Consider the following 22,223-nt stretch of genomic DNA (forward strand, 5'->3'; position numbering starts at 1 on the left):
TCGGGACAAGAATCCCGCCCTTTTTTGTAGCCTTTTGTCAACTGTGGTGAGCTGAAAGAACCTAGCTTGTAGGAGCGATTTCTGTCCAATCGCCTTTTTCCATCCTCAGACCGAGGTGACTTTTTTGAATTGTGATAAAATAGAAGGGAGAGGATGCATCTATGAAAAAATTTCAAATCTTTTTATTTACTGAAGCCTGTCTATTGACGGGAGCTCTGATTTTGATGGTATCAGAGCATTTTTCGCGTTTTCTGCTGATTCTATTCCTCTTTTTGCTTTTGCTCCGCTATTATACAGGTAAAGAGGGCAACAACGTTTTCCTCCTTGTGGCGACCATTCTTTTCTTTTTCATCGTCATGCTCAATCCCTTTGTGATTTTAGCCATCTTTGTAGCGGTCATATACAGTCTCTTTCTTCTTTATCCGATGATGAATCAAGAAAGAGAGGATACGGATTTGGTCTTTGAAGAGGTGGTGACGGTTAAAAATGAACGCAATCCTTGGTTTGGTAATCTCCATCATTTCTCTAGTCACCAGACCTGCCAGTTTGACGATATCAACCTCTTTCGCCTCATGGGCAAGGACACCATTCATTTAGAAAGAGTTATCCTAACCAATCATGACAATGTCATTATCCTTAGAAAGATGATCGGAACGACTAGGATTATCGTACCTGTAGATGTGGAAATCAGCCTCAGTGTTAACTGTCTTTATGGAGATCTTACTTTCCTCCATCAACCTAAGCGAGCCCTTCGAAATGAACACTATCATCAGGAAACCAGAGACTATCTCAAGAGTAACAAGAGCGTCAAGATTTTCCTAACTACTATGGTTGGTGATGTGGAGGTGGTCAGAGGATGAAAAAGCAATCCTATCTGTTAATCGGCCTGACTTCTTTCCTCTTTATCCTCTTTTTGACTAATAGTTTACTTGATATTTTTGAATTAGGCTGGTCCTATTTGCTACAGGATATCGAGAAAACAGAGAAACTCATCTTCTTGATCTTGGTCTTTAGCCTTTCCATGACCTTCTTTTTTGTCCTCTTTTGGCGCGTGATGGAAGAAATTTCTCGCAGAAAAATGCAAGTCAATCTCAAGCGACTGCTAGCAGGAAAAGAGGTGGTTGCCTTTGCAGATCCAGACTTGGACGCCAGTTTTAAGTCCTTGTCTGGCAAGCTCAATCTCTTGACAGAAGCTGTTCAAAAGGCTGAAAATCAAAGCCTGGTCAAGGAAGAAGCAATCATCGAGAAAGAACGGAAGCGGATTGCACGTGACTTACACGATACAGTTAGTCAGGAGTTGTTTGCGGCCCATATGATTTTATCAGGTGTCAGTCAGCAGGCTTTGAAGCTGGATAGAGAAAAGATGCAGACCCAGTTGCAAAGCGTCGCAGCCATCCTAGAAACAGCCCAGAAAGATTTGCGGGTCTTGCTCCTACATTTGCGACCTGTTGAGTTGGAAGAGAAGAGTTTGGTTGAGGGGATTCAAATCCTCTTAAAAGAGCTTGAGGACAAGAGTGATCTCAAGGTTAGTCTCAAGCAAAATGTGTCTAAATTGCCCAAGAAGATTGAAGAACATATCTTCCGCATTCTTCAGGAGTTGATCAGCAATACCCTTCGCCATGCCCAGGCATCTTGCTTAGATGTCTACCTCTATCAGACAGAGGTAGAATTGCAGCTGAAGGTGGTGGACAATGGAATTGGTTTCCAGTTGGGGAGTTTAGATGACTTGAGTTATGGACTGCGAAATATCAAGGAGCGGGTCGAAGATATGGCAGGAAACATTCAACTCTTGACAGCACCTAAGCAAGGACTGGCGGTTGATATCCGTATCCCCCTGCTAGACAAGGAATCATAAAGGAGTAGAGATGAAAATTTTACTGGTAGATGACCATGAAATGGTTCGATTGGGCTTGAAAAGCTATTTTGATCTCCAAGACGATGTGGAAGTTGTGGGCGAGGCTGCCAATGGGGCTCAAGGTATTGACTTGGCCTTGAAACTGCGTCCAGATGTCATTGTCATGGATATCGTCATGCCTGAGATGAATGGGATTGATGCTACCTTGGCCATCCTCAAAGAATGGCCTGAAGCCAAGATTTTGATTGTGACTTCATACTTGGACAATGAAAAAATCATGCCAGTCTTGAATGCTGGCGCCAAAGGCTATATGCTCAAGACCTCTAGTGCAGACGAACTACTCCATGCTGTCCGTAAGGTGGCTACTGGCGAGCTGGCCATTGAACAAGAGGTCAGCAAGAAGGTCGAATACCACCGCAATCATATGGAACTTCATGAGGAGCTGACTGCTCGTGAGCGAGACGTACTTCAACTCATCGCCAAGGGCTACGAAAATCAGCGGATTGCAGATGAACTCTTTATCTCTCTCAAGACGGTCAAGACCCATGTGTCCAATATCCTTGCTAAACTTGAGGTCAGCGATCGCACCCAGGCGGCGGTCTATGCCTTCCAGCACCACTTGGTCGGGCAGGAGGACTTTTAGATGAGTCTTGCAGATTTACTTGAGGAGCTAGAAGCGGCAAAAGATCCGCATAAAGCAGGCCCAATGGAAGCCTATATGCGCCATCAATTTCCCTTTTTAGGTATTGCAGGTCCTGAAAGAAATGCGCTCTATAGAAAATACTTTCCAAGCGCGAAAAAAACAAAGATGATCGATTGGGATTTTGTAGATATCTGCTGGGAAAAGGAGACAAGAGAATACCAGTATGTGGCTGCCAACTATTTGAAAGCTATGCAGTCATATCTAACAAAGGACGATTTGCCTAAGATTGAGCGTCTGGTCGTGACCAAGTCTTGGTGGGACACGGTAGATATTCTAGATAGAGTAGTTGGGAGTTTGGTGGCTAACCATCCGAAACTTGAAGAAGTGATTTTAAAATGGAGTCTATCGGACAATATCTGGCTGAGACGAGTTGCTATTGACCACCAGTTGTTAAGGAAAGAGAAAACAAATGTCCAACTGATGGAAAAGATCCTGCTCAACAATCTGGACCAGACAGAATTTTTCATCAACAAAGCCATCGGCTGGGCTCTAAGAGACTACTCTAAAACCAATCCCGAATGGGTAGCACGTTTTATTGAAAAAAATAAGAAGAGAATGGCTGAACTTAGTATCAAGGAAGCGAGCAAGTACCTCTAGCACTATTGAAAAGCGCATTCATTACTTGAAAAAAATCGCTATTATATGGTATAATGGACTGTATTAAAAATTTTAAGGAGAAATGACAGAATGTCTGTATCATTTGAAAACAAAGAAACAAACCGTGGTGTCTTGACTTTCACAATCTCTCAAGACCAAATCAAACCAGAATTGGACCGTGTATTTAACTCAGTAAAGAAAACTCTTAACGTTCCTGGTTTCCGTAAAGGTCACCTTCCACGCCCTATCTTCGACCAAAAATTTGGTGAAGAAGCTCTTTATCAAGATGCAATGAACGCACTTTTGCCAAACGCTTATGAAGCTGCAGTAAAAGAAGCTGGTCTTGAAGTTGTTGCGCAACCAAAAATCGATGTGACTTCAATGGAAAAAGGTCAAGACTGGGTTATCACAGCTGAAGTCGTGACAAAACCTGAAGTAAAATTGGGTGACTACAAAAACCTTGAAGTATCAGTTGATGTAGAAAAAGAAGTAACTGACGCTGACGTTGAAGAACGCATCGAACGCGAACGCAACAACTTGGCTGAATTGGTTATCAAGGAAGGCGCTGCTGAAAATGGCGACACTGTTGTCATCGACTTCGTTGGTTCTATCGACGGTGTTGAATTTGACGGTGGAAAAGGTGAAAACTTCTCACTTGGACTTGGATCAGGTCAATTTATCCCTGGTTTTGAAGACCAATTGGTTGGACACTCAGCTGGTGAAACTGTTGATGTTATCGTAACATTCCCAGAAGACTACCAAGCTGAAGATCTTGCAGGTAAAGAAGCTAAATTCGTAACAACTATCCACGAAGTAAAAGCTAAAGAAGTTCCAGCTCTTGACGATGAACTTGCAAAAGATATCGACGAAGAAGTGGAAACTCTTGACGAATTGAAAGAAAAATACCGCAAAGAATTGACTGCTGCGAAAGAAGAAGCATACAAAGATGCCGTTGAAGGCGCAGCAATCGATAAAGCTGTAGAAAACGCTGAAATCGTAGAACTTCCAGAAGAAATGATCCATGAAGAAGTTCACCGCTCAGTAAATGAATTCCTCGGAAACTTGCAACGTCAAGGGATCAACCCTGACATGTACTTCCAAATCACAGGAACTACTCAAGAAGACCTTCACAAACAATACGAAGCAGAAGCTGAGTCACGTACGAAGACTAACCTTGTTATCGAAGCAGTTGCCAAAGCTGAAGGATTTGACGCTTCAGAAGAAGAAATCCAAAAAGAAATCGAGCAATTGGCAGCAGACTACAACATGGAAGTTGCACAAGTACAAAACTTGCTTTCAGCTGACATGTTGAAACACGATATCACTATCAAAAAAGCTGTTGAATTAATCACAAGCACAGCAACAGTTAAATAATCTTAAAAGAGAAAAAGCCCACCTGACTAGGTGGGCTTTCTGTTGCACTATTTTCCAAAAATCTCTTTTAAGTCTGCATCTGTAATCCCAATCATAGCGGGAATACTAGACCAGTTTTCCTCGGTGAGGATGTAGGATTGTTCAGAGTCACTTGCTGTGGCAGTTTCAGAGAAGGCTTGTTTACTTTCTTCAATATTATTTTCAATTAAATCACTGAAACGCTCAATCAGATAGGTCTTGCGGGCAGTCCCGATATGCTTGACTGCATAGTCAAAGGCCTGTAATTCACCAAGAAGGATGAGCTTGCTCTTGGCCCGTGTGATAGCTGTGTAGATGAGATTTCGCTCTAGCATGCGCTTGCTAGCACTGGTGATGGGCAGGATGACAACAGGAAACTCACTTCCCTGAGACTTATGGATACTCATGGCATAGGCTAGTCGAATCTTGTACCATTCGTTGCGTGGATAGATGACCTCATTGCCGTCAAAATCAATGACAATCTCGTCTTGTTTGGACTCGGTGTATTTTCCAGGAATCAGGTCTGTGATGTAGCCTAGGTCTCCGTTAAAGACATTGACTTCAGCGTCGTTGACTAGGTGAATAACCTTGTCCCCTGTTCGATAGTGACACTGAGTTGCTTCAAAGCTAACTTGCCCCTTTTGCTGAGGATTGAGCAGGTCTTGCATGAGCTGGTTGATGGCGTCAATACCAGCAGTTCCTCGATACATAGGCGCTAGCACCTGAATATCACGAGCCGGAATGCCACTTCTGAGGGCAGCACCGAGGATTTTCTCAATGGTAGCTGGGATATGGCCACTAGCGATTTCAAAGTAGGAACGGTCAGGTTTTTTCTGGGTAAAGTCGGCTGGCAAGATGCCTTGTCGAATCTGACTCGCCAAGGTAACGATAGTTGATTCTTCGCTCTGACGGTAAATCCGTTCCAAGCGAGTCTGAGGAATCAGGGGTATCTGGAGCAGGTCAGCCAGGACTTGTCCGGGACTAACAGAAGGCAATTGGTCGCTATCCCCCACGATGAGGATTTTACTGTTAGAGGAGATATTGGAGAAGAGTTGGTTGGCTAGCCAAGTGTCCACCATAGAAAACTCATCCACGATGATGAAGTCGGCATCCAGATAATCATCTAGATGGCTGGTATCATCGTCTCCCGTCATTCCCAAATGACGGTGTATGGTCGCGCTAGGCAAACCTGTCAATTCATTCATGCGCCGAGCCGCTCGACCAGTTGGTGCAGCGAGAAGGATCGGCAGATTGCTTTTCTTCCTGAGATCAAGCCCTTCTAAAAGAGCATAAACAGCGATAATCCCATTGATAACAGTCGTCTTACCAGTACCAGGTCCACCTGTTAGGATAAAGACCTTGTTCTGGATAGCGTCGCAGATAGCCTGCTTTTGAATGTCATCGTACTGAATCCCCAGTTCTTGCTCGACAGTAGAGATATGCTTGTGAATGGTTTCCAAATCCTGATTTTTCTGCTTTTCTTTTTCAAGGATACGAACCAAGTGACTGCGAATGCCTTCCTCAGCAAAAAAGAGGCTGTTATCAAAGATTTTGGTATCAATCTGCTGGACCTTATCTTCTTCAATCAGATGAGCTAATTCCTGAGCTACTTGCCTGGGATCCAGTTCCACGGGACGGGAAGATTCGAGGAGAGTCAGGGTTTGTTCCAGCAAATCTCGGGCTTCCATATAGGTATCGCCTGTATCCATACATCCCTGAAAAAGACTGTGGACAAGACCAGCACGGAAGCGTTCAGGAGTTTGACTTTCGATGCCTAGTTCTGCAGCCAATTGGTCAGCAATGGTAAAGCCCAAACCCTTGATATCCTCAACTAGTTGGTAGGGATAATTTTCAACCACATCAAGGGTTTCTTCCTTGTAAAAGTCTTGAATCTGAAAGGCTAGTTTATTGGGAATGCCGTAGTTGGCTAGTTTAGCCAAGACCATTTCTGTCCCATAGTTGAGACGGAGGGTAGAGAGGAAAGCCTCACGGTTTTTGGCAGAGAGTCCTGTGATGCCTTCTAACTTTTCAGGATGTTCCAGAATTTCGTCAATGGTATTGTCACCATAGCTTTCAACAATTTTTTGGGCTGTTTTGAGACCAATTCCCTTGAAATGACTGCTAGAAAAGTACTTGACGAGGCCCTTGCTAGTTGGTTTTGCGCGTTCATAACGGCTGATCTGAAGCTGTTCCCCATACTTGGAGTGCTGAACAATTTGCCCCCAAAAAGTGTAGTCTTCCCCTTCAATCACGTCCGCCATAGTTCCTGTAACGATGATTTCAAAATCGTCAAAGTCCTCTGCGTCCGTATCTTCGATATCTAGGAGGAGAATGCGATAAAAATTACTGGGATTTTCAAAAATAATCCGTTCAATGGTGCCTGAAAAATAAACTTCCATAGGTTTCCTTTACATGAGTTCGTGAGAGTTGGACCCTTAGCCACTTTGAAAAGCTAGATTACTTTAAGGTTTTCTCTCGCAATAGAAAAAGAGACTGAGACTTAGCATTCTCGGCCTCTTCCTTATCTTAAAATGTTCCGATACGGTTAAGTGGCCAGAAACGGAATTTTGCTTCGCCCTTGATATCGCTGGCCTTGAAGGTACCAACGTGGCGGCTGTCGCTAGAGACTAGACGATCGTCACCAAGGAGAAGGTACTCACCTTGAGGGACAGTAAAGCTGAAGCTGGTATTGGAATTGACATCAACCGTAAAGGCTTGTGCTTTTTGAGCAAGTTCTCTAAAGTAAACTCCCTTATTGCCTTCAAATCCTTTGCCAGTATAGGTGTTTTGCAACTTTTCTGTTTTGAACAAGTTGAGATATTCAGCTAGGTAAGGTTCATTCGTTTCTTCACCGTTGATAAAGAGTTTGTCATTTTCGTAGCGGATGGTATCACCAGGCATGCCGATAACCCTTTTGACAATGTCTTTATTTCCGTCTTCCTCGTGCGCAACCACGATGTCGAAGCGGTCAATTGGGAGGTGTTTAACAACGAAAAGAACTTCTCCGTCGGCTAGGGTAGGGTCCATCGAGTGTCCTTCCACACGAACATTGCTCCAAAGGAAGATGCGGCTAAGACCTACCAGTGCGATAACCAGGAAGATGACTCCCCATTCTTTTATAAATAATTTTAAATAGTTCATGGTTTACCTCTATAGAAGTTTTTTTGCTTTTTCAGTGTTTTTAAAATGCAGTTTGGCACAGAAATGAAGCCCCTTCATACCATAGGCTTGAAGGATTTTACTGGCAACCTTATCAGATGCAGTTCCAGCGCCACTTGGCAGTTGATAGCCTAGTTCTCGTCCTAGATTTTCCAAGTTTTCGAGGAAGAGATCCCGCGCGATGATGGAGCTAACCGCAACAGCCAGGTATTTGCCCTCAGCTTTTTCTTCCAAAGTTATCTTATTTGGAAAACGGTTGGCTTCTTGCGCCAAGTACTTGTCATAGTTTTTAGGACTTGTAAAAGCATCAATCACGATTTTTTCTGGCTGGACTCCTTTTTGGAGGAGGAGAAAGATAGCCTGATTGTGAAGGGCAACTTTTACAGAAACAGCATTGTAACGCTCTCCGATAACTTCGTTGTACTTGCTCGGTGAAAGGAGGAGCGCTTGGTGCTGGATTTTTTCCTTGAGGATAGGGGCAATCTGACGAATCTTTTGGTCTGTCAGGGTTTTTGAATCCCCCACACCGAGTTTTCGCAAGAAGGCATGCTGTTCAGGTGTCACGAAGGAAGCCACGACAGCAAGCCCACCAAAGTAGGAACCATTTCCCACCTCATCAGTCCCAATCATAGGAAAATCTTGTCCACTGTTTTCTTGTTGAACTTGGTAGCCAAAGAAACTGGCGTATTGCTCAGTAGCTTCGCCTTGCAGGAGGACTTTTCCAGAAGTATAGATGGAAACTGTTGCCTGAGGCAGTCTAAAAAAATAGCGAATATAAGGATTTTTACTAGGACTGAGAGCCTTCTGATACTGACTTAAAAAGCTCTGAATTTCCTGTTCACTTGGTGTGAGTGTGATACTTGCCATAGTCTCTATTGTACCACAAAAGCAGGAGAATTGGTAAAAACTGACAAAGTTAGCGAAATTTGGTATAATATCGTGAGGTGAATTTTATGGCAAATCTAAATCGATATAAGTTTACATTCGGAAAAAAGACATTAACCTTGACAACCGAGCATGACAACCTCTTTATGGAGGAAATTGCCAAGGTTGCGACTGAAAAATACCAAGCGATTAAAGAACAAATGCCTGGGGCGGATGATGAAACCATTGCGCTTCTTTTGGCGGTTAATTGTCTGTCTACACAACTCAACCGTGAGATTGAATTTGATGACAAGGAGCAAGAGTTGTTAGAACTCCGCCACAAGTTGATTGCTGTCAAACAAGAACAGAGCAAGATTGAGGACTCCCTATGATTTCAATCCTACTCTTATTGGTTCTGGCTTGGGGCTTTTACATCGGCTACCGTAGAGGTTTGGTGCTGCAAGTTTATTATTTCCTCGTTGCAGTGATTTCAGCCTTTGTTGCGGGACAGTTTTATAAATCACTGGGCGACCACTTCCACTTGCTTGTCCCTTATGCCAATCCTCAGGAAGGACAGGGAACCTTTTTCTTCCCTTCAGACCAGCTGTTTCATCTAGACAAGGTCTTTTATGCGGGTCTAGCCTATCTTTTAGTTTTTGGTATTTGCTACACTATCGGACGTTTTATCGGTTTGTTCCTGCACTTGATTCCAACTAAAAAGCTCGATGTCAAATGGTTGCGTATCGGATCAGGCCTTTTATCTCTATTGGTAACCTTATTTGTCTTGCAAATGGCTCTGACCATCCTTGCAACGGTGCCTCTGGCAGTCATTCAAAATTCACTCGAAAAAAGTATAGTAGCCAAACATATCATCCAAAGTGTCCCTTTTACGACAAACCTTATCAAACAACTTTGGGTGACAAATTTAATCGGATAAAAAGGGCGGGATTTTTCCTAGCCCTTTGTTTACAGATTGGACGACTAGGTCAAAACACCTAGTTGCTATAATCTTGTAAACCAGCATACAAGGAAAAAATATGAATACAAAAATACTAGAAACCTTAGAATTTAATAAAATCAAGGCCTTGTTTGAACCTCATCTCCTGACAGAACAAGGACTAGAGGAGCTAAAAGGCTTGGCCCCAACTGCCAAGGTGGATAAGATCAAACAAGCCTTTACAGAGATGGAGGAAATGCAAGCTCTATTTGTGGAGCAACCCCACTTTACCATCCTAGCGACACGTGAGATTTCAGCTGTCTGCAAGCGTCTGGAGATGGGAGCGGACCTCAATATTGAGGAGTTCCTGCTCCTCAAACGGGTCTTGCTGGCTAGCAGAGAGTTGCAAGGCTTTTATACCAATCTCGAAAACGTACGCTTGGAGCAGTTGGCGAGATGGTTTGAAAAACTACATGATTTTCCACACTTACAAGGGAGTCTTCAAGCCCTAAATGATGCAGGATTTATCGAAAATTTCGCCAGTGAAGAGCTAGCACGCATCCGTCGGAAAATCCATGATAGCGAGAGTCAAGTTCGAGATGTCTTGCAAGACTTGCTCAAGCAAAAAGCGCAGATGTTGACGGAAGGCATAATTGCTAGCAGAAATGGCCGTCAAGTCTTACCAGTCAAGAACACCTATCGCAATAAGATTGCAGGTGTTGTCCATGACATCTCTGCTAGTGGTAACACGGTCTATATCGAGCCACGGGAGGTGGTCAAGCTGAGCGAAGAAATCGCTAGTCTGCGAGCTGATGAACGCTATGAGATGATTCGCATCCTGCAGGAGCTCTCAGAACGGGTCCGCCCTCATGCTGCAGAGATTGCTAATGACGCTTGGATCATCGGCCATTTAGACTTGATTCGTGCCAAGGTGCGTTTCATCCAAGAAAGACAAGCAGTTGTTCCTCAACTTTCAGAGAATCAAGAGATTCAACTCCTCCATGTTCGCCATCCTTTGGTTAAAGATGCTGTCGCGAACGATATACACTTTGGTAAGGAATTAACGGCCATTGTCATTACAGGTCCCAATACTGGTGGGAAGACCATCATGCTCAAAACCCTAGGCTTGACTCAACTCATGGCCCAGTCAGGCTTGCCCATCTTAGCTGACAAGGGAAGCCGTGTTGGTATTTTCGAGGAAATCTTCGCAGATATTGGGGATGAGCAGTCTATCGAACAAAGCTTGTCTACCTTCTCCAGCCACATGACCAATATCGTAGATATTCTTGGCAAGGTCAATCAGCACTCGCTCTTATTGCTAGATGAGCTTGGGGCAGGTACCGATCCGCAGGAAGGAGCAGCCCTTGCTATGGCTATTCTGGAGGATCTTCGTCTGCGTCAGGTCAAGACCATGGCGACGACCCACTATCCAGAGCTCAAGGCCTACGGTATCGAAACAGCATTTGTGCAAAATGCCAGTATGGAGTTTGACACAGCCAGCCTGCGTCCGACCTATCGCTTTATGCAGGGAGTTCCTGGTCGAAGCAATGCCTTTGAAATTGCCAAACGCCTGGGCTTGTCAGATGTCATCGTAGGAGATGCCAGTCAGCAGGTCAATCAAGATAATGACGTCAACCGTATCATTGAACAATTGGAAGAGCAGACGCTTGAAAGCCGTAAACGCTTGGACAATATCCGTGAGGTGGAGCAAGAAAACCTTAAGATGAACCGTGCTCTCAAAAAGCTCTACAATGAGCTCAATCGTGAAAAAGAAACCGAGCTCAACAAGGCGCGTGAACAAGCTGCCGAGATTGTGGAACTCGCTCTAAGTGAGAGTGACCAGATTCTCAAGAACCTCCACAGTAAGTCTCAACTCAAACCCCATGAAATCATTGAAGCCAAGGCTGAGCTGAAAAAACTAGCTCCTGAAAAAGTCGACTTATCTAAAAACAAGGTCCTTCAAAAAGCCAAGAAAAAACGAGCTCCGAAGGTGGGAGATGATATTGTGGTCCTCAGTTATGGTCAGCGTGGAACCTTGACCAATCAGCTTAAGGACGGCCGTTGGGAAGCCCAAGTTGGCTTGATCAAGATGACCTTGGAGGAGAAAGAATTTGATCTTGTTCAGGCCCAACAAGAAGCCCCAGTCAAGAAAAAACAAGTCAATGTCGTCAAACGTGCTTCTGGTCGTGGTCCGCAAGCGAGACTGGATCTCCGAGGCAAACGGTACGAAGAGGCCATGAATGAGCTGGACACCTTTATTGACCAAGCCCTGCTCAATAACATGGCGCAAGTCGACATCATCCATGGTATCGGAACAGGTGTCATTCGTGAGGGCGTCACTAAATACCTACAAAGAAACAAGCATGTCAAGAGTTTCGGCTATGCTCCACAAAATGCTGGAGGCAGTGGCGCTACCATTGTAACCTTTAAAGGATAGAGAGAAGAAGGAGTCAACCTTTCTGAAAAAAGAAATGAAAAGTCAAAAATTTTCATAGAATATATTGACAAAGGCTAACTTTTCTTGTAGAATAATAAAAAATAAAATACCAACACCGAATGAAGTTTAATAGAAGTGGAGAAAGGTTTGTTTTCCATGACTGTAAATGGACGGAACTCTGGAGAGACCGTAAAGGCACCGAAGGGGCAAGGCAGGCAACTGCTCAAACTCTCAGGTAAAAGGACAGAGCTAGGATAGACCGCTTTTTGGCATTTATCTAAGCATTCCAGAGTACATGTATCTTGCATGTGCTCTTTCTTTTGGGGTTGAAAGATAGGAGAAGGATATGTTAGAATTGCTAAAAGCGCTTGATGCTTTCGTTTGGGGGCCTCCCCTCTTGATCTTATTGGTCGGAACGGGTATCTATTTGACCATCCGACTAGGCCTTTTGCAGGTGGCTCGTCTCCCTAAGGCCTTTCAGCTGATCTTTACCAAGGATAAGGGGCATGGCGATGTGTCGAGCTTTGCTGCTCTCTGTACGGCTCTAGCAGCCACCGTTGGTACGGGAAATATCATCGGGGTCGCAACAGCCATTAAGGTTGGGGGACCAGGGGCCCTCTTTTGGATGTGGATGGCGGCCTTCTTTGGGATGGCGACCAAATATGCCGAAGGCTTACTTGCCATCAAATACCGCACAAAGGATGCAAATGGAGCTGTAGCTGGAGGACCCATGCATTACATTCTTTTGGGGATGGGAGAAAAGTGGCGTCCACTTGCTATCTTCTTTGCCCTAGCGGGTGTATTGGTAGCCCTTCTAGGGATTGGTACCTTTACCCAAGTCAATTCGATTACAGAATCCATTCAAAATACAGCCCAAATTGATCCAGCTATCACGGCTCTGATTTTATCCATTTTGGTGGGTATTGCCGTCTTTGGTGGACTCAAATCCATATCAAAAGTTTCGACAGCAGTTGTTCCTTTTATGGCTATTGTCTATATTTTAGGGACTCTTACGGTTATTCTCTTTAATATCGAGAAAATCCCAGCCACACTTGCCCTGATCTTTACTTCAGCCTTTAGTCCAGCTGCTGCGGTAGGTGGTTTTGCAGGTGCCAGCATTCGGATGGCTATCCAAAATGGTGTGGCGCGAGGAGTCTTCTCTAACGAATCTGGTCTTGGTTCAGCTCCCATTGCAGCGGCTGCGGCGAAGACAAATGAGCCTGTCGAGCAAGGCTTGATTTCCATGACAGGAACCTTTATTGATACCCTCATTATCTGTACGTTGACTGGTTTAACAATCTTGGTAACTGGGGTTTGGAGTGGTGATTTGAATGGAGTTGCCTTGACCCAGTCAGCCTTTTCAACAGTTTTTTCACATTTTGGACCTGCCCTCTTGACCATCTTCCTTGTACTCTTTGCCTTTACGACGATTCTCGGATGGAACTACTACGGAGAACGCTGTTTTGAGTTTCTCTTTGGTGTCCGCTTTATCTGGCTTTACCGTCTAGTCTTTGTAGTCATGGTCTTGTTGGGAGGATTTATCGAGTTGGATATGGTTTGGATTATTGCAGACATCGTCAATGCCTTGATGGCTTTACCAAACTTGATTGCCCTCTTAGTCTTGTCGCCAGTCGTCATTGCTGAGACTAAAAAGTATTTTAAACACTAACCCAATCACACATTTAGTGTGATTTTTTCATTTCATAGACATTTCCTATCAAGGCGATTGAAAATATATATTATCCAAGGGGAAGATTCTATGATAGACTAAATGACAATAAAATGAAAAGAGGTTTCTTATGACAACATTTACCATCCACACAGTAGAATCAGCACCAGCAGAAGTAAAAGAAGTTCTTGAAACAGTACAAAAAGATAACAATGGCTATATTCCCAACCTAATCGGTCTCTTGGCCAATGCCCCAACCGCGCTTGAAGCCTACCGAACTGTCGGAGCTATCAACCGCCGCAATAGCCTGACACCAGTGGAACGCGAAGTAGTACAAATCACAGCTGCCGTAACCAATGGTTGTGCTTTCTGCGTGGCTGGTCATACTGCCTTTTCAATCAAACAAATCCAGATGAATGATGATCTTCTACAAGCACTCCGCAACCGTACTCCAATCGAGACAGATCCAAAACTAGATACTCTAGCTAAGTTTACCTTGGCGGTCATCAATACCAAAGGGCGTGTAGGAGATGAAGCCTTGGCTGAATTTTTGGAAGCTGGCTACACGCAACAAAATGCCTTGGACGTGGTTCTCGGTGTTAGTCTTGCCAGCCTCTGCAACTATGCCAACAACCTAGCCAATACGCCTATTAACCCAGAATTACAACCTTATGCATAAAAGGAGGAAAGAGTATGGGATTTTTTTCCGAAGAGTTTTTGAGCTGGTTAGACCAGCATGCTGATGAAATTGATAAACAGTCTTGTGAGGCTGGAGAGCAACTGATTGAAAGGATTGCAGCAGAAGGAGCTTTTCGTGTAGGTGTTCCAGAATCTCTCGGCGGTTCAGACGGAAGCGATCAAGATGTCATTGATATCCTAGCAGAGCTCGCTCAACATTCCTTGACGGCCTCCTTTATTTCCTGGGGACAACGCACCCTAATTGACAATATTCTCCAATCAGATAATTCCTATTTGAAAGAAAACTATCTGGAAGAACTCTTGTCTGGTGAATATGCAGGCGCAACTGCTCTGTCTAATGCGGTCAAGTATTTATCTGATTTAGAAGAGCTGAATGTTTATATCGTCGAAGAAAAAGGACAATTTTATCTAAAAGGGCGACTGCCATGGGTAACCAATGCCCGTAGAAATCGATTCTTAACCATTTGTGTAGCAGGTTTTGCTGATGATCCAAGTAAAAGTTATGTGGTGGCTGTGCCATCAGATGCAGAGAATTTTAGTCGTTCGGAAGACTTAGAATTCGTTTCTCTTCAGGGAGGAAACACTGCTGCTTTGACCTTTAATCGGGTTCCTTTAAAAGAAGAGTGGATTCTATCCAAGAATGCTAAAGAATTTTTAACTCAAAATCGTCCCGCATTTTTAGGTTACCAATTTGGTTTAGCCTTTGGATTAGCTGAACGCTCCCTATCAGAAGTAGAAAAAGAATTGGGGAAACGAAGTGTATTAACAGATGAATGGCAATACCAGGTAGAGCAGTTAGATGCTATTCGGCAAGCTCTTTATCAGGGATTGTCTGACCGGTCCTATTTCGTTACCAATCCGCGTGAACTCTTTCAGTTAAGAATAGACATTGTGGATGTGGTTGCTCAAAGTCTTCTATTAGAGTTACAAGCTGGTGGAGGTAGAGGCTACTTTAGCAAATCAACATCTGGTTTTATTCGTCGTTGGAATGAAGGAGCCTTTCTTCCGATTGTCTCTCCAAGCGCTGTTCAGTTGCGCCATATCTTAGCAACGAGTTAAAAAATAGTAGAATAAAAACGAAGTTTGAATTTCTAACTTCGTTTTTTAAGTCCTCATTTAAGCGCTTTTATGCTATACTAATAATAACATGATTATTGGAGGCTCGGATGAAAAAGCTCCCCTTAGTATTCTCTGGCTGTTTATTAGGTTTAGCAGGTGCAGGAAATCTGATTGCAGATACTTGGCCAGTTCTGTCGCATTTATTGAGTCTGATTGGTTTAGTTTTGTGGATTTTCTTTCTGATTCTTCATCTTTTTAATTGGGAAGAAACCAAGCAAGAATTGACCAAGCCCCCTCTTTTGTCTGGGATGGCCACTTTTCCTATGGCTGGGATGATTTTATCGACCTATGTCTTTCGCGTATTCCCTGCTCTTCCTATAGTAGCACAAGGGATCTGGTGGTTTTCCTTTCTCTTGGATTTGGCGTTGATTGCTACTTTTACCATCAAATTTGCCTGTCCAGGTCGGAAGGTCAATGCGACTCCAAGCTGGACGGTGCTCTATGTGGGGATAGCAGTAGCAGCCTTGACCTATCCTCTGGCAGGCATTATCGAGATTGCCTATGCGACCTTGAGTTTTGGTTTTGTCTTGACCTTCTATCTCTATCCGCTTATTTATAGCGATTTAAAGAAAGATCCACTCCCAGTGGCCTTGCTTGGACAGGAAGGAATCTACTGTGCTCCCTTTTCCCTACTCTTGGCTTCTCTAGTTCGAGTTGGAGGAGCAAGCCTACCGACTTGGCTCTTGATTGTCATGATTTTGGCATCTCAATCCTTCTTTTTCTTTGTTTTGACTCGCCTGCCCAATATTTTAAAACAAGGATTTCAACCAGCCTTCTCAGCCCTCACCTTCCCAACCATTATCACAGCTACTTCGCTCAAGATGGCTCAGGGGATCTTGAAACTTCCATTTCTGGATTATCTGGTATTGGCTGAAACTGCTATTTGCCTCACTATTTTATTCTTTGTCTTGGGTGCTTATCTGATTTGGTTACGAAAAAAGGTCTAGCTAGAAATAGCTAGGCCTTATTTTTATGGTTTGATAACTTCAGCTCCACCCATATATGGACGAAGTGCTTCTGGGATGGTCACAGAACCATCTGCATTTTGGTAGTTTTCAAGAATGGCAGCCACTGTACGTCCAACTGCAAGTCCAGAACCGTTCAAGGTGTGAAGGAGTTTCACCTTGCCATCGGCTTCATCACGGTAACGGATTTGGGCACGACGGGCTTGGAAATCTTCTGTATTTGAACAGCTTGAGATTTCACGGTAAGTATTTTGCGCCGGAATCCACACTTCCAAGTCGTAAGTCTTAGCAGCTGAGAAGCCCATATCTCCTGTAGAGAGGGCAACGACACGGTATGGAAGGTTGAGTTTTTGAAGAATATTTTCAGCATTGGCTGTCATCTTTTCCAATTCTTCGTAAGATTCTTCTGGTTTGGCAAATTTGACCATTTCAACCTTGTGGAATTGGTGCAGACGAATCAAGCCACGTGTATCACGACCGGCAGAACCAGCCTCAGAACGGAATGATGGACTCATAGCGGTAAAGTAGATTGGCAGGTCTTTACCGTCAAGAATTTCATCACGGTAGTAGTTTGTAAGAGGTACTTCAGCTGTAGGAATGAGGACATAATTAGTGTCTTTCAATTCAAAAGTATCTTCCTTAAATTTTGGATATTGACCAGTACCAAACATAGAGTCATGGTTAACAATGTATGGTGTGATAACTTCGGTATAGCCCTCTTTACCATGCTCATCCAACATAAAGTTGTAGATAGCACGTTCCAAACGAGCACCGAGTCCTTTATAGAAGAGGAAGCGAGCTCCTGTTACCTTACCACCGCGTTCCCAGTCAAGGATACCCAAGTCTTCACCAAGATCCCAGTGAGCTTTTGGCTCGAAGTCAAACTCGCGTGGAGTACCCCAACGGCGAACTTCCACATTGTCATCTTCGTCAGCCCCAACAGGAACGCTGTCAGCAGGGATGTTTGGAAGAGTAGTGGTAAATTCTGTCAATTTAGCATCGATGTCCGCCAATTCAGCATCCAAGGCTTTGACTTCAGCAGATAGGGTTTGCATCGCAGCAATCTTGTCATCGGCATTTTCCTTGTTGCGCTTAGCTTGGGCAATCTCAGCAGAAACTGTGTTACGTTCTGCTTTTAGAGTTTCAACCTTGACCAAGATGTCACGACGTTTAGCATCGATTTCTTTCATCTCATTTAAGATAGCAGCATCTACACCACGTGTAGCTAATTTTTCAGCGACAGCCTCAAAATCTGTGCGAATACGTTTAATATCTAACATAAGAACTCCTTTATGAAAAAAGCACACCTGACAAAGCGTTGGAGTGGCAGGGCCACGGTTCCATCCAACTTCACAGGTGTGCACTTGATTGTATATGTAATTGTGAACAACGGTAGAATTTCACCTATCCCTCCTATCTGCTCGCAGCACCCGCAGACTTTCTGAAAGAAGGAGATAACCTACTTATCCGTTGCTATGATTATACTAAAGTTTCTACTTTTTTGCAAATAGATTTTTAAGTTTTTTTCCAATGGTCTGGAGTAGAGTCGGAAGTTTCACGACCTTGTCGTTTCCTAATTTTTCCCGAGCGATTTTGAGGATAGCCCCAGAGTCTTTTGAGGCAAAGAGGAATTTACCTTGATCGGTAAAGACTTCAAAGTGACGGCTGATTTTACGTCCACTTACGTTGGCTCCGATTTGCTGAATGCTGGACCAGGGGATTTGGATATATTGTTCGACATTGACATCAGGATAAAACTCTAAGGCTTGATCCCCAACTAGAAATTTTCCAACTTTTCCAGAGATAGAGAGGTAAGATGTTCCAGTGGTTTGGAGGTCAATGGCTTGATTGAGTGATTGGGCCATGATTAATCTTCCTTACTTTCACCGAAAAAGGCATGATAGAGAGCTTTAATAGCGGCCTTTTCTTGCTCTTTATTGACAACAAACATGATGGAAACTTCACTTGAACCTTGGGACATCATCTGGATGTTGATTTTATTTTCAGACAAAGCACGTGTTGCAGTAGCAGTTACCCCGATATGGCTCTTCATCTTTTCTCCGACAATCATAATGATGGAAAGGTCATGTTCGATCTCAGCATGGTCCACTTCAGCCTTTTGAACGAGTTGACGTAGAATTTCTTCTTCTTTGATAGGAGTCAATTCACGGGAGCGGAGGATGATTGAAAGATCGTCGATACCTGTAGGCATGTGTTCCCAACCGATATTGAGGTCCTCAAGGATTTGCAGAACTTTGCGACCAAACCCAACTTCGCGGTTCATGAGGTATTTTGACATGTTGATGCTGACGAATCCTGAGTCACCCGCAATCCCGACTACTGGGAATTTATCACTGCTGTGTTCTAAAACAATGCGTGTTCCTGGATGGTCTGGGTTGTTGGTATTCTTGATGACAAGAGGAATTTTTCCTCGGTAGGCAGGAAGAAGGGCTTCGTCATGAAGGACTGAAAATCCAGCATAAGCCAACTCACGCATTTCACGGTAGGTTAATTCAGGAATGGAGTGTGGTTGGTGGATAATACCAGGATGGGCAGCAAAGATACCATCTACGTCTGTAAAGTTTTCATAGAGATCAGCCTTAACACCTGCTGCAATGATAGAACCTGTAATATCTGAACCTCCACGTGAAAAAGTACAGATTTGATTTTCCTTAGTCACACCAAAGAAACCAGGGATAACAAGGACTTCGTTGCTATCAGCCAAGCCTTCAATCTTGTCATAACTAGATGGAATGATACGTGCGTTTCCTGGTTCACTTGTGACAACAATCCCAGCTTCTCTTGGGTGAACATAGCGTGCATCAATGCCGTTTTGGTTAAAGTAGGCTGCAATCAATTTGGCATTGTTATTTTCTCCAGCCGCTAGGAAGGTATCATAGAGAAATTCATTGTCCTCTATAGGAAGAGTTGCCAAGGCACGAATACTTTTAGAGATTTTTTCTAAAACAGCAGGTTTTAACCCTAGTTCACTAACCATAGCGGCATAACGGTCAATGATCCAGCTTTGGCTAGCACTGATGTCATTTCCAGCCACATAGTCGCGATAGTATTTAATCAAGGCATCAGTTACCTTGGTATCTTCAGCATTGCGTTTGCCGGGTGCAGAAACAACTACAAAACGGCGTTCTTTATCACTTTTAACGATGTTTAAAACTTTTTCTAACTGACCAGCAGAGGCAAGCGAGCTTCCACCAAATTTTACAACCTTCATAAGGACTCCTCAAGTAAGTATTTTATACGATTATAGCAGAAAGAGGGGCATTTTTCAATGACGAAAATAACTTCCTATTATAATAGAAGAAAACACTAACTTATTCTGAAAAGTGATAACGATTTAAAAGTAAGAGTGTCAAATTTTACTCACACTCATAAATGATGGGTAAATAATCAGCTGAGACACTTTTCTTTAGTTTTTTCTTGCCTCTTTATCCAAAAAAAGGTATACTTTGATGATAAAACAATTTTATTACCTTACAAAAGAAAAGGAGAAGCTATGAATCATATCTTATATCAGATCGTAGATGATCTGGCTATCATTACTTTGAATCGTCCCGAAGTGGCAAATGGTTTCCATATCCCAATGTGTGAGGAGATTTTAGAAGCTTTGACCCTAGCAGAGCAAGATCAAACTGTTCAATTCATCTTGATTAATGCTAATGGGAAGGTCTTTTCAGTTGGGGGAGACTTGGTTGAGATGAAACGAGCAGTAGACGAAGATGATATCCCTTCTTTGAATAAGATTGCAGAATTAGTCAATACAATTTCTTTTAAAATCAAGCAAATTCCAAAACCTGTTTTGATGGAGGTAGATGGAGCGGTTGCTGGTGCCGCAGCAAATATGGCAGTAGCAGTTGATTTTTGTTTGGCGACTGATAAGGCAAAATTCATTCAAGCCTTTGTCGGAGTTGGCTTGGCGCCAGACGCTGGTGGGATTCATCTCTTGAGTCGTAGCATCGGGGTAACACGAGCTGCACAACTTGCCATGACAGGAGAAGCCTTAACTGCTGAGAAAGCATTAGAATGGGGCGTGGTATACCGTGTTTGTGAAGTTGACAAATTAGAAAAAACAAGAGAACAAGTTCTGAAAAAATTAAGAAGAGGTTCAGCAAACTCATACGCAGCGATTAAAAAGCTAGTTTGGGAAAGTCAATTTAAGGATTGGCAGAATTATGCTGAATTAGAATTGGAATTACAAGAATCGTTATCTTTAACTGAAGATTTTAAAGAAGGAGTTCGAGCGCATTCTGAAAGAAGAAGACCAAAATTTTCAGGAAAATAAAAAAATACTTGCATAATTTTTTGAAGTTTGTTATACTTCTTTTATCAAATGTTTTGATTGTAAAAGCTTTTTGAGGGGGAGGGAAACGATTTGGACTACCAACAAGTAAATGATTATCTAACATCTATTTTTAATAATGTCCTTGTGATCGAGGAGGTTAGCTTACGAGGTAGTCGATTCAAAGACATCTCCATCAAAGAAATGCACACGATTGATGTGATTGGGAAGTTCCCGGAGGCAACGCCAAGTAAGGTTTCAAAAGAACTGATGGTAACTCTTGGGACAGTGACGACGAGTTTGAATAACCTGGAGAGAAAAGGTTATATTGAGCGTATTCGTTCTGACCAAGACCGTCGAGTGGTCTATCTGCATTTGACAAAGCAAGGTCGTTTGGTTCACCGTCTTCATAAACGATTCCACAAGGCTATGGTCGAAAAAATCATCGATGGCATGAGCCCTGAGGAAAAAGAAGTCATGGGCAGAGGCTTAACGAACCTTTATCAATTTTTGGAGGATTTGAAATAATGGCTTTTGCAAAAATAAGCCAGGTTGCTCATTATGTTCCAGAGCAAGTGGTCACTAATCATGACTTAGCCCAAATCATGGACACAAGCGATGAGTGGATTTCAAGTCGAACAGGAATTAAACAGAGACATATTTCAAAAACAGAGTCTACAAGTGACTTGGCAACAGAAGTAGCTAAGAGCTTGTTGGCTAAAGGGAGCTTAACAGCGGATCAGATTGATTTTATCATTTTAGCGACGATTACCCCAGACTCGATGATGCCTTCCACAGCAGCTCGAGTTCAGGCAAATATCGGAGCGCACAGAGCTTTCGCCTTTGATCTGACAGCAGCTTGCAGTGGCTTTGTATTCGCTCTCTCAACTGCAGAAAAGTTTTTAAGTTCTGGAAAGTTCAAAAAAGGGATTGTTATCGGGGCTGAAACCTTATCCAAGGCAGTTGATTGGTCAGATCGTTCAACAGCTGTTCTCTTTGGAGATGGCGCTGGTGGGGTTCTCTTGGAAGCGAGCGAAACACGACACTTCCTTGTGGAGAGTCTCTATACGGATGGCTCTCGGAGCGAGTGCTTGACCTATGGTCAAACGGCTTTGGCTTCTCCTTTCTCGGATCAAGAAGCAGTTCCTGCTTTTTTGAAGATGGATGGACGAGCAGTTTTTGATTTTGCAAATCGTGATGTTGCTAGATCGATCAAAGAAACCATTGAAAATGGTCCAATCGCAGCATCGGAATTGGATTATCTCTTGCTTCATCAGGCAAATATCCGCATCCTGGATAAGATGGCTAAGAAGATCGGTGTAGACCGAGACAAACTTCCTGCCAATATGATGGAGTATGGAAATACCAGTGCAGCAAGTATCCCGATTTTGCTCTCAGAGTGTGTGGAGAATGGCATGATTCGTTTAGATGGTAGCCAGACGATTCTCCTATCAGGCTTCGGTGGAGGTTTGACATGGGGCACACTCATTCTTACAATCTAGGTAATCATGTGGTTAACACATAGTTATA

At 43.4% G+C, this 22,223-nt stretch carries 21 protein-coding genes and 1 riboswitch; of the genes, 15 read left to right on the top strand and 6 right to left on the bottom strand.

Features of this window, described 5'->3' with window-relative positions; genetic code table 11:
* The first annotated feature begins 161 nt into the window (after window positions 1-161).
* The 5 genes from liaF (at window position 162) to tig (ending at window position 4,529) form a co-directional block, all read left to right on the top strand.
* Complete coding sequence (gene liaF / locus B7723_RS07990; protein ID WP_084849920.1) at window positions 162-860, top strand: cell wall-active antibiotics response protein LiaF; 699 nt, start codon at window positions 162-164, stop codon at window positions 858-860.
* On the top strand, window positions 857-1,855 hold the full coding sequence (locus B7723_RS07995) for an envelope stress sensor histidine kinase LiaS (RefSeq protein WP_084849919.1): 999 nt from the start codon (window positions 857-859) through the stop codon (window positions 1,853-1,855). The genes liaF and B7723_RS07995 overlap by 4 nt, the downstream gene beginning before the upstream one ends.
* Window positions 1,856-1,865: 10 nt before the next feature.
* Window positions 1,866-2,498: a response regulator transcription factor gene (locus tag B7723_RS08000; protein WP_084849918.1), complete on the top strand. Its 633-nt coding sequence runs from the start codon at window positions 1,866-1,868 to the stop codon at window positions 2,496-2,498.
* Window positions 2,499-3,155 (top strand): DNA alkylation repair protein, encoded by a 657-nt coding sequence (locus B7723_RS08005; RefSeq protein WP_084849917.1) that lies wholly within the window; start codon window positions 2,499-2,501, stop codon window positions 3,153-3,155.
* A gap of 90 nt (window positions 3,156-3,245) precedes the next feature.
* Window positions 3,246-4,529, top strand: coding sequence for a trigger factor (tig, locus tag B7723_RS08010; RefSeq protein ID WP_000116504.1), 1,284 nt, complete (start codon window positions 3,246-3,248; stop codon window positions 4,527-4,529).
* Window positions 4,530-4,576: 47 nt separating this feature from the next.
* On the opposite strand, the gene recD2 is transcribed toward tig, so the two are convergent.
* The 3 genes from recD2 to rnhC form a co-directional block, all read right to left on the bottom strand.
* Complete coding sequence (gene recD2 / locus B7723_RS08015; RefSeq protein ID WP_084849916.1) at window positions 4,577-6,946, bottom strand: SF1B family DNA helicase RecD2; 2,370 nt, start codon at window positions 6,944-6,946, stop codon at window positions 4,577-4,579.
* Between the two features lie 127 nt (window positions 6,947-7,073).
* Window positions 7,074-7,688, bottom strand: coding sequence for a signal peptidase I (gene lepB / locus B7723_RS08020; protein WP_084849915.1), 615 nt, complete (start codon window positions 7,686-7,688; stop codon window positions 7,074-7,076).
* 9 nt (window positions 7,689-7,697) lie between these two features.
* Window positions 7,698-8,573, bottom strand: coding sequence for a ribonuclease HIII (rnhC, locus tag B7723_RS08025; protein WP_084849914.1), 876 nt, complete (start codon window positions 8,571-8,573; stop codon window positions 7,698-7,700).
* An 86-nt stretch (window positions 8,574-8,659) separates the two neighbouring features.
* On the opposite strand from rnhC, the gene zapA reads away from it, so the two are divergent.
* From zapA to B7723_RS08060, 7 genes are all read left to right on the top strand, one after another.
* On the top strand, window positions 8,660-8,962 hold the full coding sequence (zapA, locus tag B7723_RS08030) for a cell division protein ZapA (protein WP_000002028.1): 303 nt from the start codon (window positions 8,660-8,662) through the stop codon (window positions 8,960-8,962).
* Window positions 8,959-9,507 (top strand): CvpA family protein, encoded by a 549-nt coding sequence (locus B7723_RS08035; RefSeq protein WP_000623539.1) that lies wholly within the window; start codon window positions 8,959-8,961, stop codon window positions 9,505-9,507. Before zapA ends, B7723_RS08035 begins: the two co-directional genes overlap by 4 nt.
* A 100-nt stretch (window positions 9,508-9,607) precedes the next feature.
* Window positions 9,608-11,944, top strand: a complete 2,337-nt coding sequence (locus B7723_RS08040) for an endonuclease MutS2 (protein WP_084849913.1) — start codon at window positions 9,608-9,610, stop codon at window positions 11,942-11,944.
* Between the two features lie 168 nt (window positions 11,945-12,112).
* A riboswitch (glycine riboswitch) is annotated at window positions 12,113-12,201 on the top strand.
* Between the two features lie 89 nt (window positions 12,202-12,290).
* Complete coding sequence (locus B7723_RS08045; protein WP_084849912.1) at window positions 12,291-13,613, top strand: alanine/glycine:cation symporter family protein; 1,323 nt, start codon at window positions 12,291-12,293, stop codon at window positions 13,611-13,613.
* Window positions 13,614-13,743: 130 nt separating this feature from the next.
* Entirely contained in the window at window positions 13,744-14,292 is a 549-nt protein-coding gene (locus B7723_RS08050) for a carboxymuconolactone decarboxylase family protein (RefSeq protein ID WP_000206774.1), read from the top strand.
* A 14-nt stretch (window positions 14,293-14,306) separates the two neighbouring features.
* Window positions 14,307-15,371, top strand: coding sequence for an acyl-CoA dehydrogenase family protein (locus B7723_RS08055; RefSeq protein ID WP_084849911.1), 1,065 nt, complete (start codon window positions 14,307-14,309; stop codon window positions 15,369-15,371).
* Between the two features lie 107 nt (window positions 15,372-15,478).
* A complete protein-coding gene (locus B7723_RS08060) occupies window positions 15,479-16,378 on the top strand; it encodes a TDT family transporter (protein WP_084849910.1) in 900 nt (299 codons plus the stop codon).
* 23 nt (window positions 16,379-16,401) lie between these two features.
* Here B7723_RS08060 and serS read toward each other — a convergent pair whose 3' ends face one another.
* From serS to B7723_RS08075, 3 genes are all read right to left on the bottom strand, one after another.
* Entirely contained in the window at window positions 16,402-17,676 is a 1,275-nt protein-coding gene (gene serS, locus B7723_RS08065) for a serine--tRNA ligase (RefSeq protein WP_084849909.1), read from the bottom strand.
* A gap of 213 nt (window positions 17,677-17,889) precedes the next feature.
* Complete coding sequence (locus tag B7723_RS08070) at window positions 17,890-18,261, bottom strand: DUF956 family protein (protein WP_084849908.1); 372 nt, start codon at window positions 18,259-18,261, stop codon at window positions 17,890-17,892.
* 2 nt (window positions 18,262-18,263) lie between these two features.
* Complete coding sequence (locus B7723_RS08075) at window positions 18,264-19,628, bottom strand: aspartate kinase (RefSeq protein WP_000869634.1); 1,365 nt, start codon at window positions 19,626-19,628, stop codon at window positions 18,264-18,266.
* A gap of 282 nt (window positions 19,629-19,910) precedes the next feature.
* Between B7723_RS08075 and B7723_RS08080 the strand changes: the two genes are divergently transcribed.
* The 3 genes from B7723_RS08080 to B7723_RS08090 all read left to right on the top strand — a co-directional run bounded on the left by B7723_RS08080 (window position 19,911) and on the right by B7723_RS08090 (window position 22,195).
* On the top strand, window positions 19,911-20,696 hold the full coding sequence (locus tag B7723_RS08080) for an enoyl-CoA hydratase (protein WP_084849907.1): 786 nt from the start codon (window positions 19,911-19,913) through the stop codon (window positions 20,694-20,696).
* A gap of 90 nt (window positions 20,697-20,786) precedes the next feature.
* A complete protein-coding gene (gene fabT / locus B7723_RS08085) occupies window positions 20,787-21,221 on the top strand; it encodes a fatty acid biosynthesis transcriptional regulator FabT (protein WP_000386338.1) in 435 nt (144 codons plus the stop codon).
* Window positions 21,221-22,195 carry a beta-ketoacyl-ACP synthase III gene (locus B7723_RS08090; RefSeq protein WP_084849906.1) on the top strand — a complete coding sequence of 325 codons (975 nt, stop codon included), beginning with the start codon at window positions 21,221-21,223 and terminating at the stop codon, window positions 22,193-22,195. Before fabT ends, B7723_RS08090 begins: the two co-directional genes overlap by 1 nt.
* Window positions 22,196-22,223 lie beyond the last annotated feature (28 nt).

The organism is Streptococcus oralis subsp. oralis, from assembly GCF_002096435.1.
Taxonomy (GTDB): domain Bacteria; phylum Bacillota; class Bacilli; order Lactobacillales; family Streptococcaceae; genus Streptococcus; species Streptococcus oralis_AA.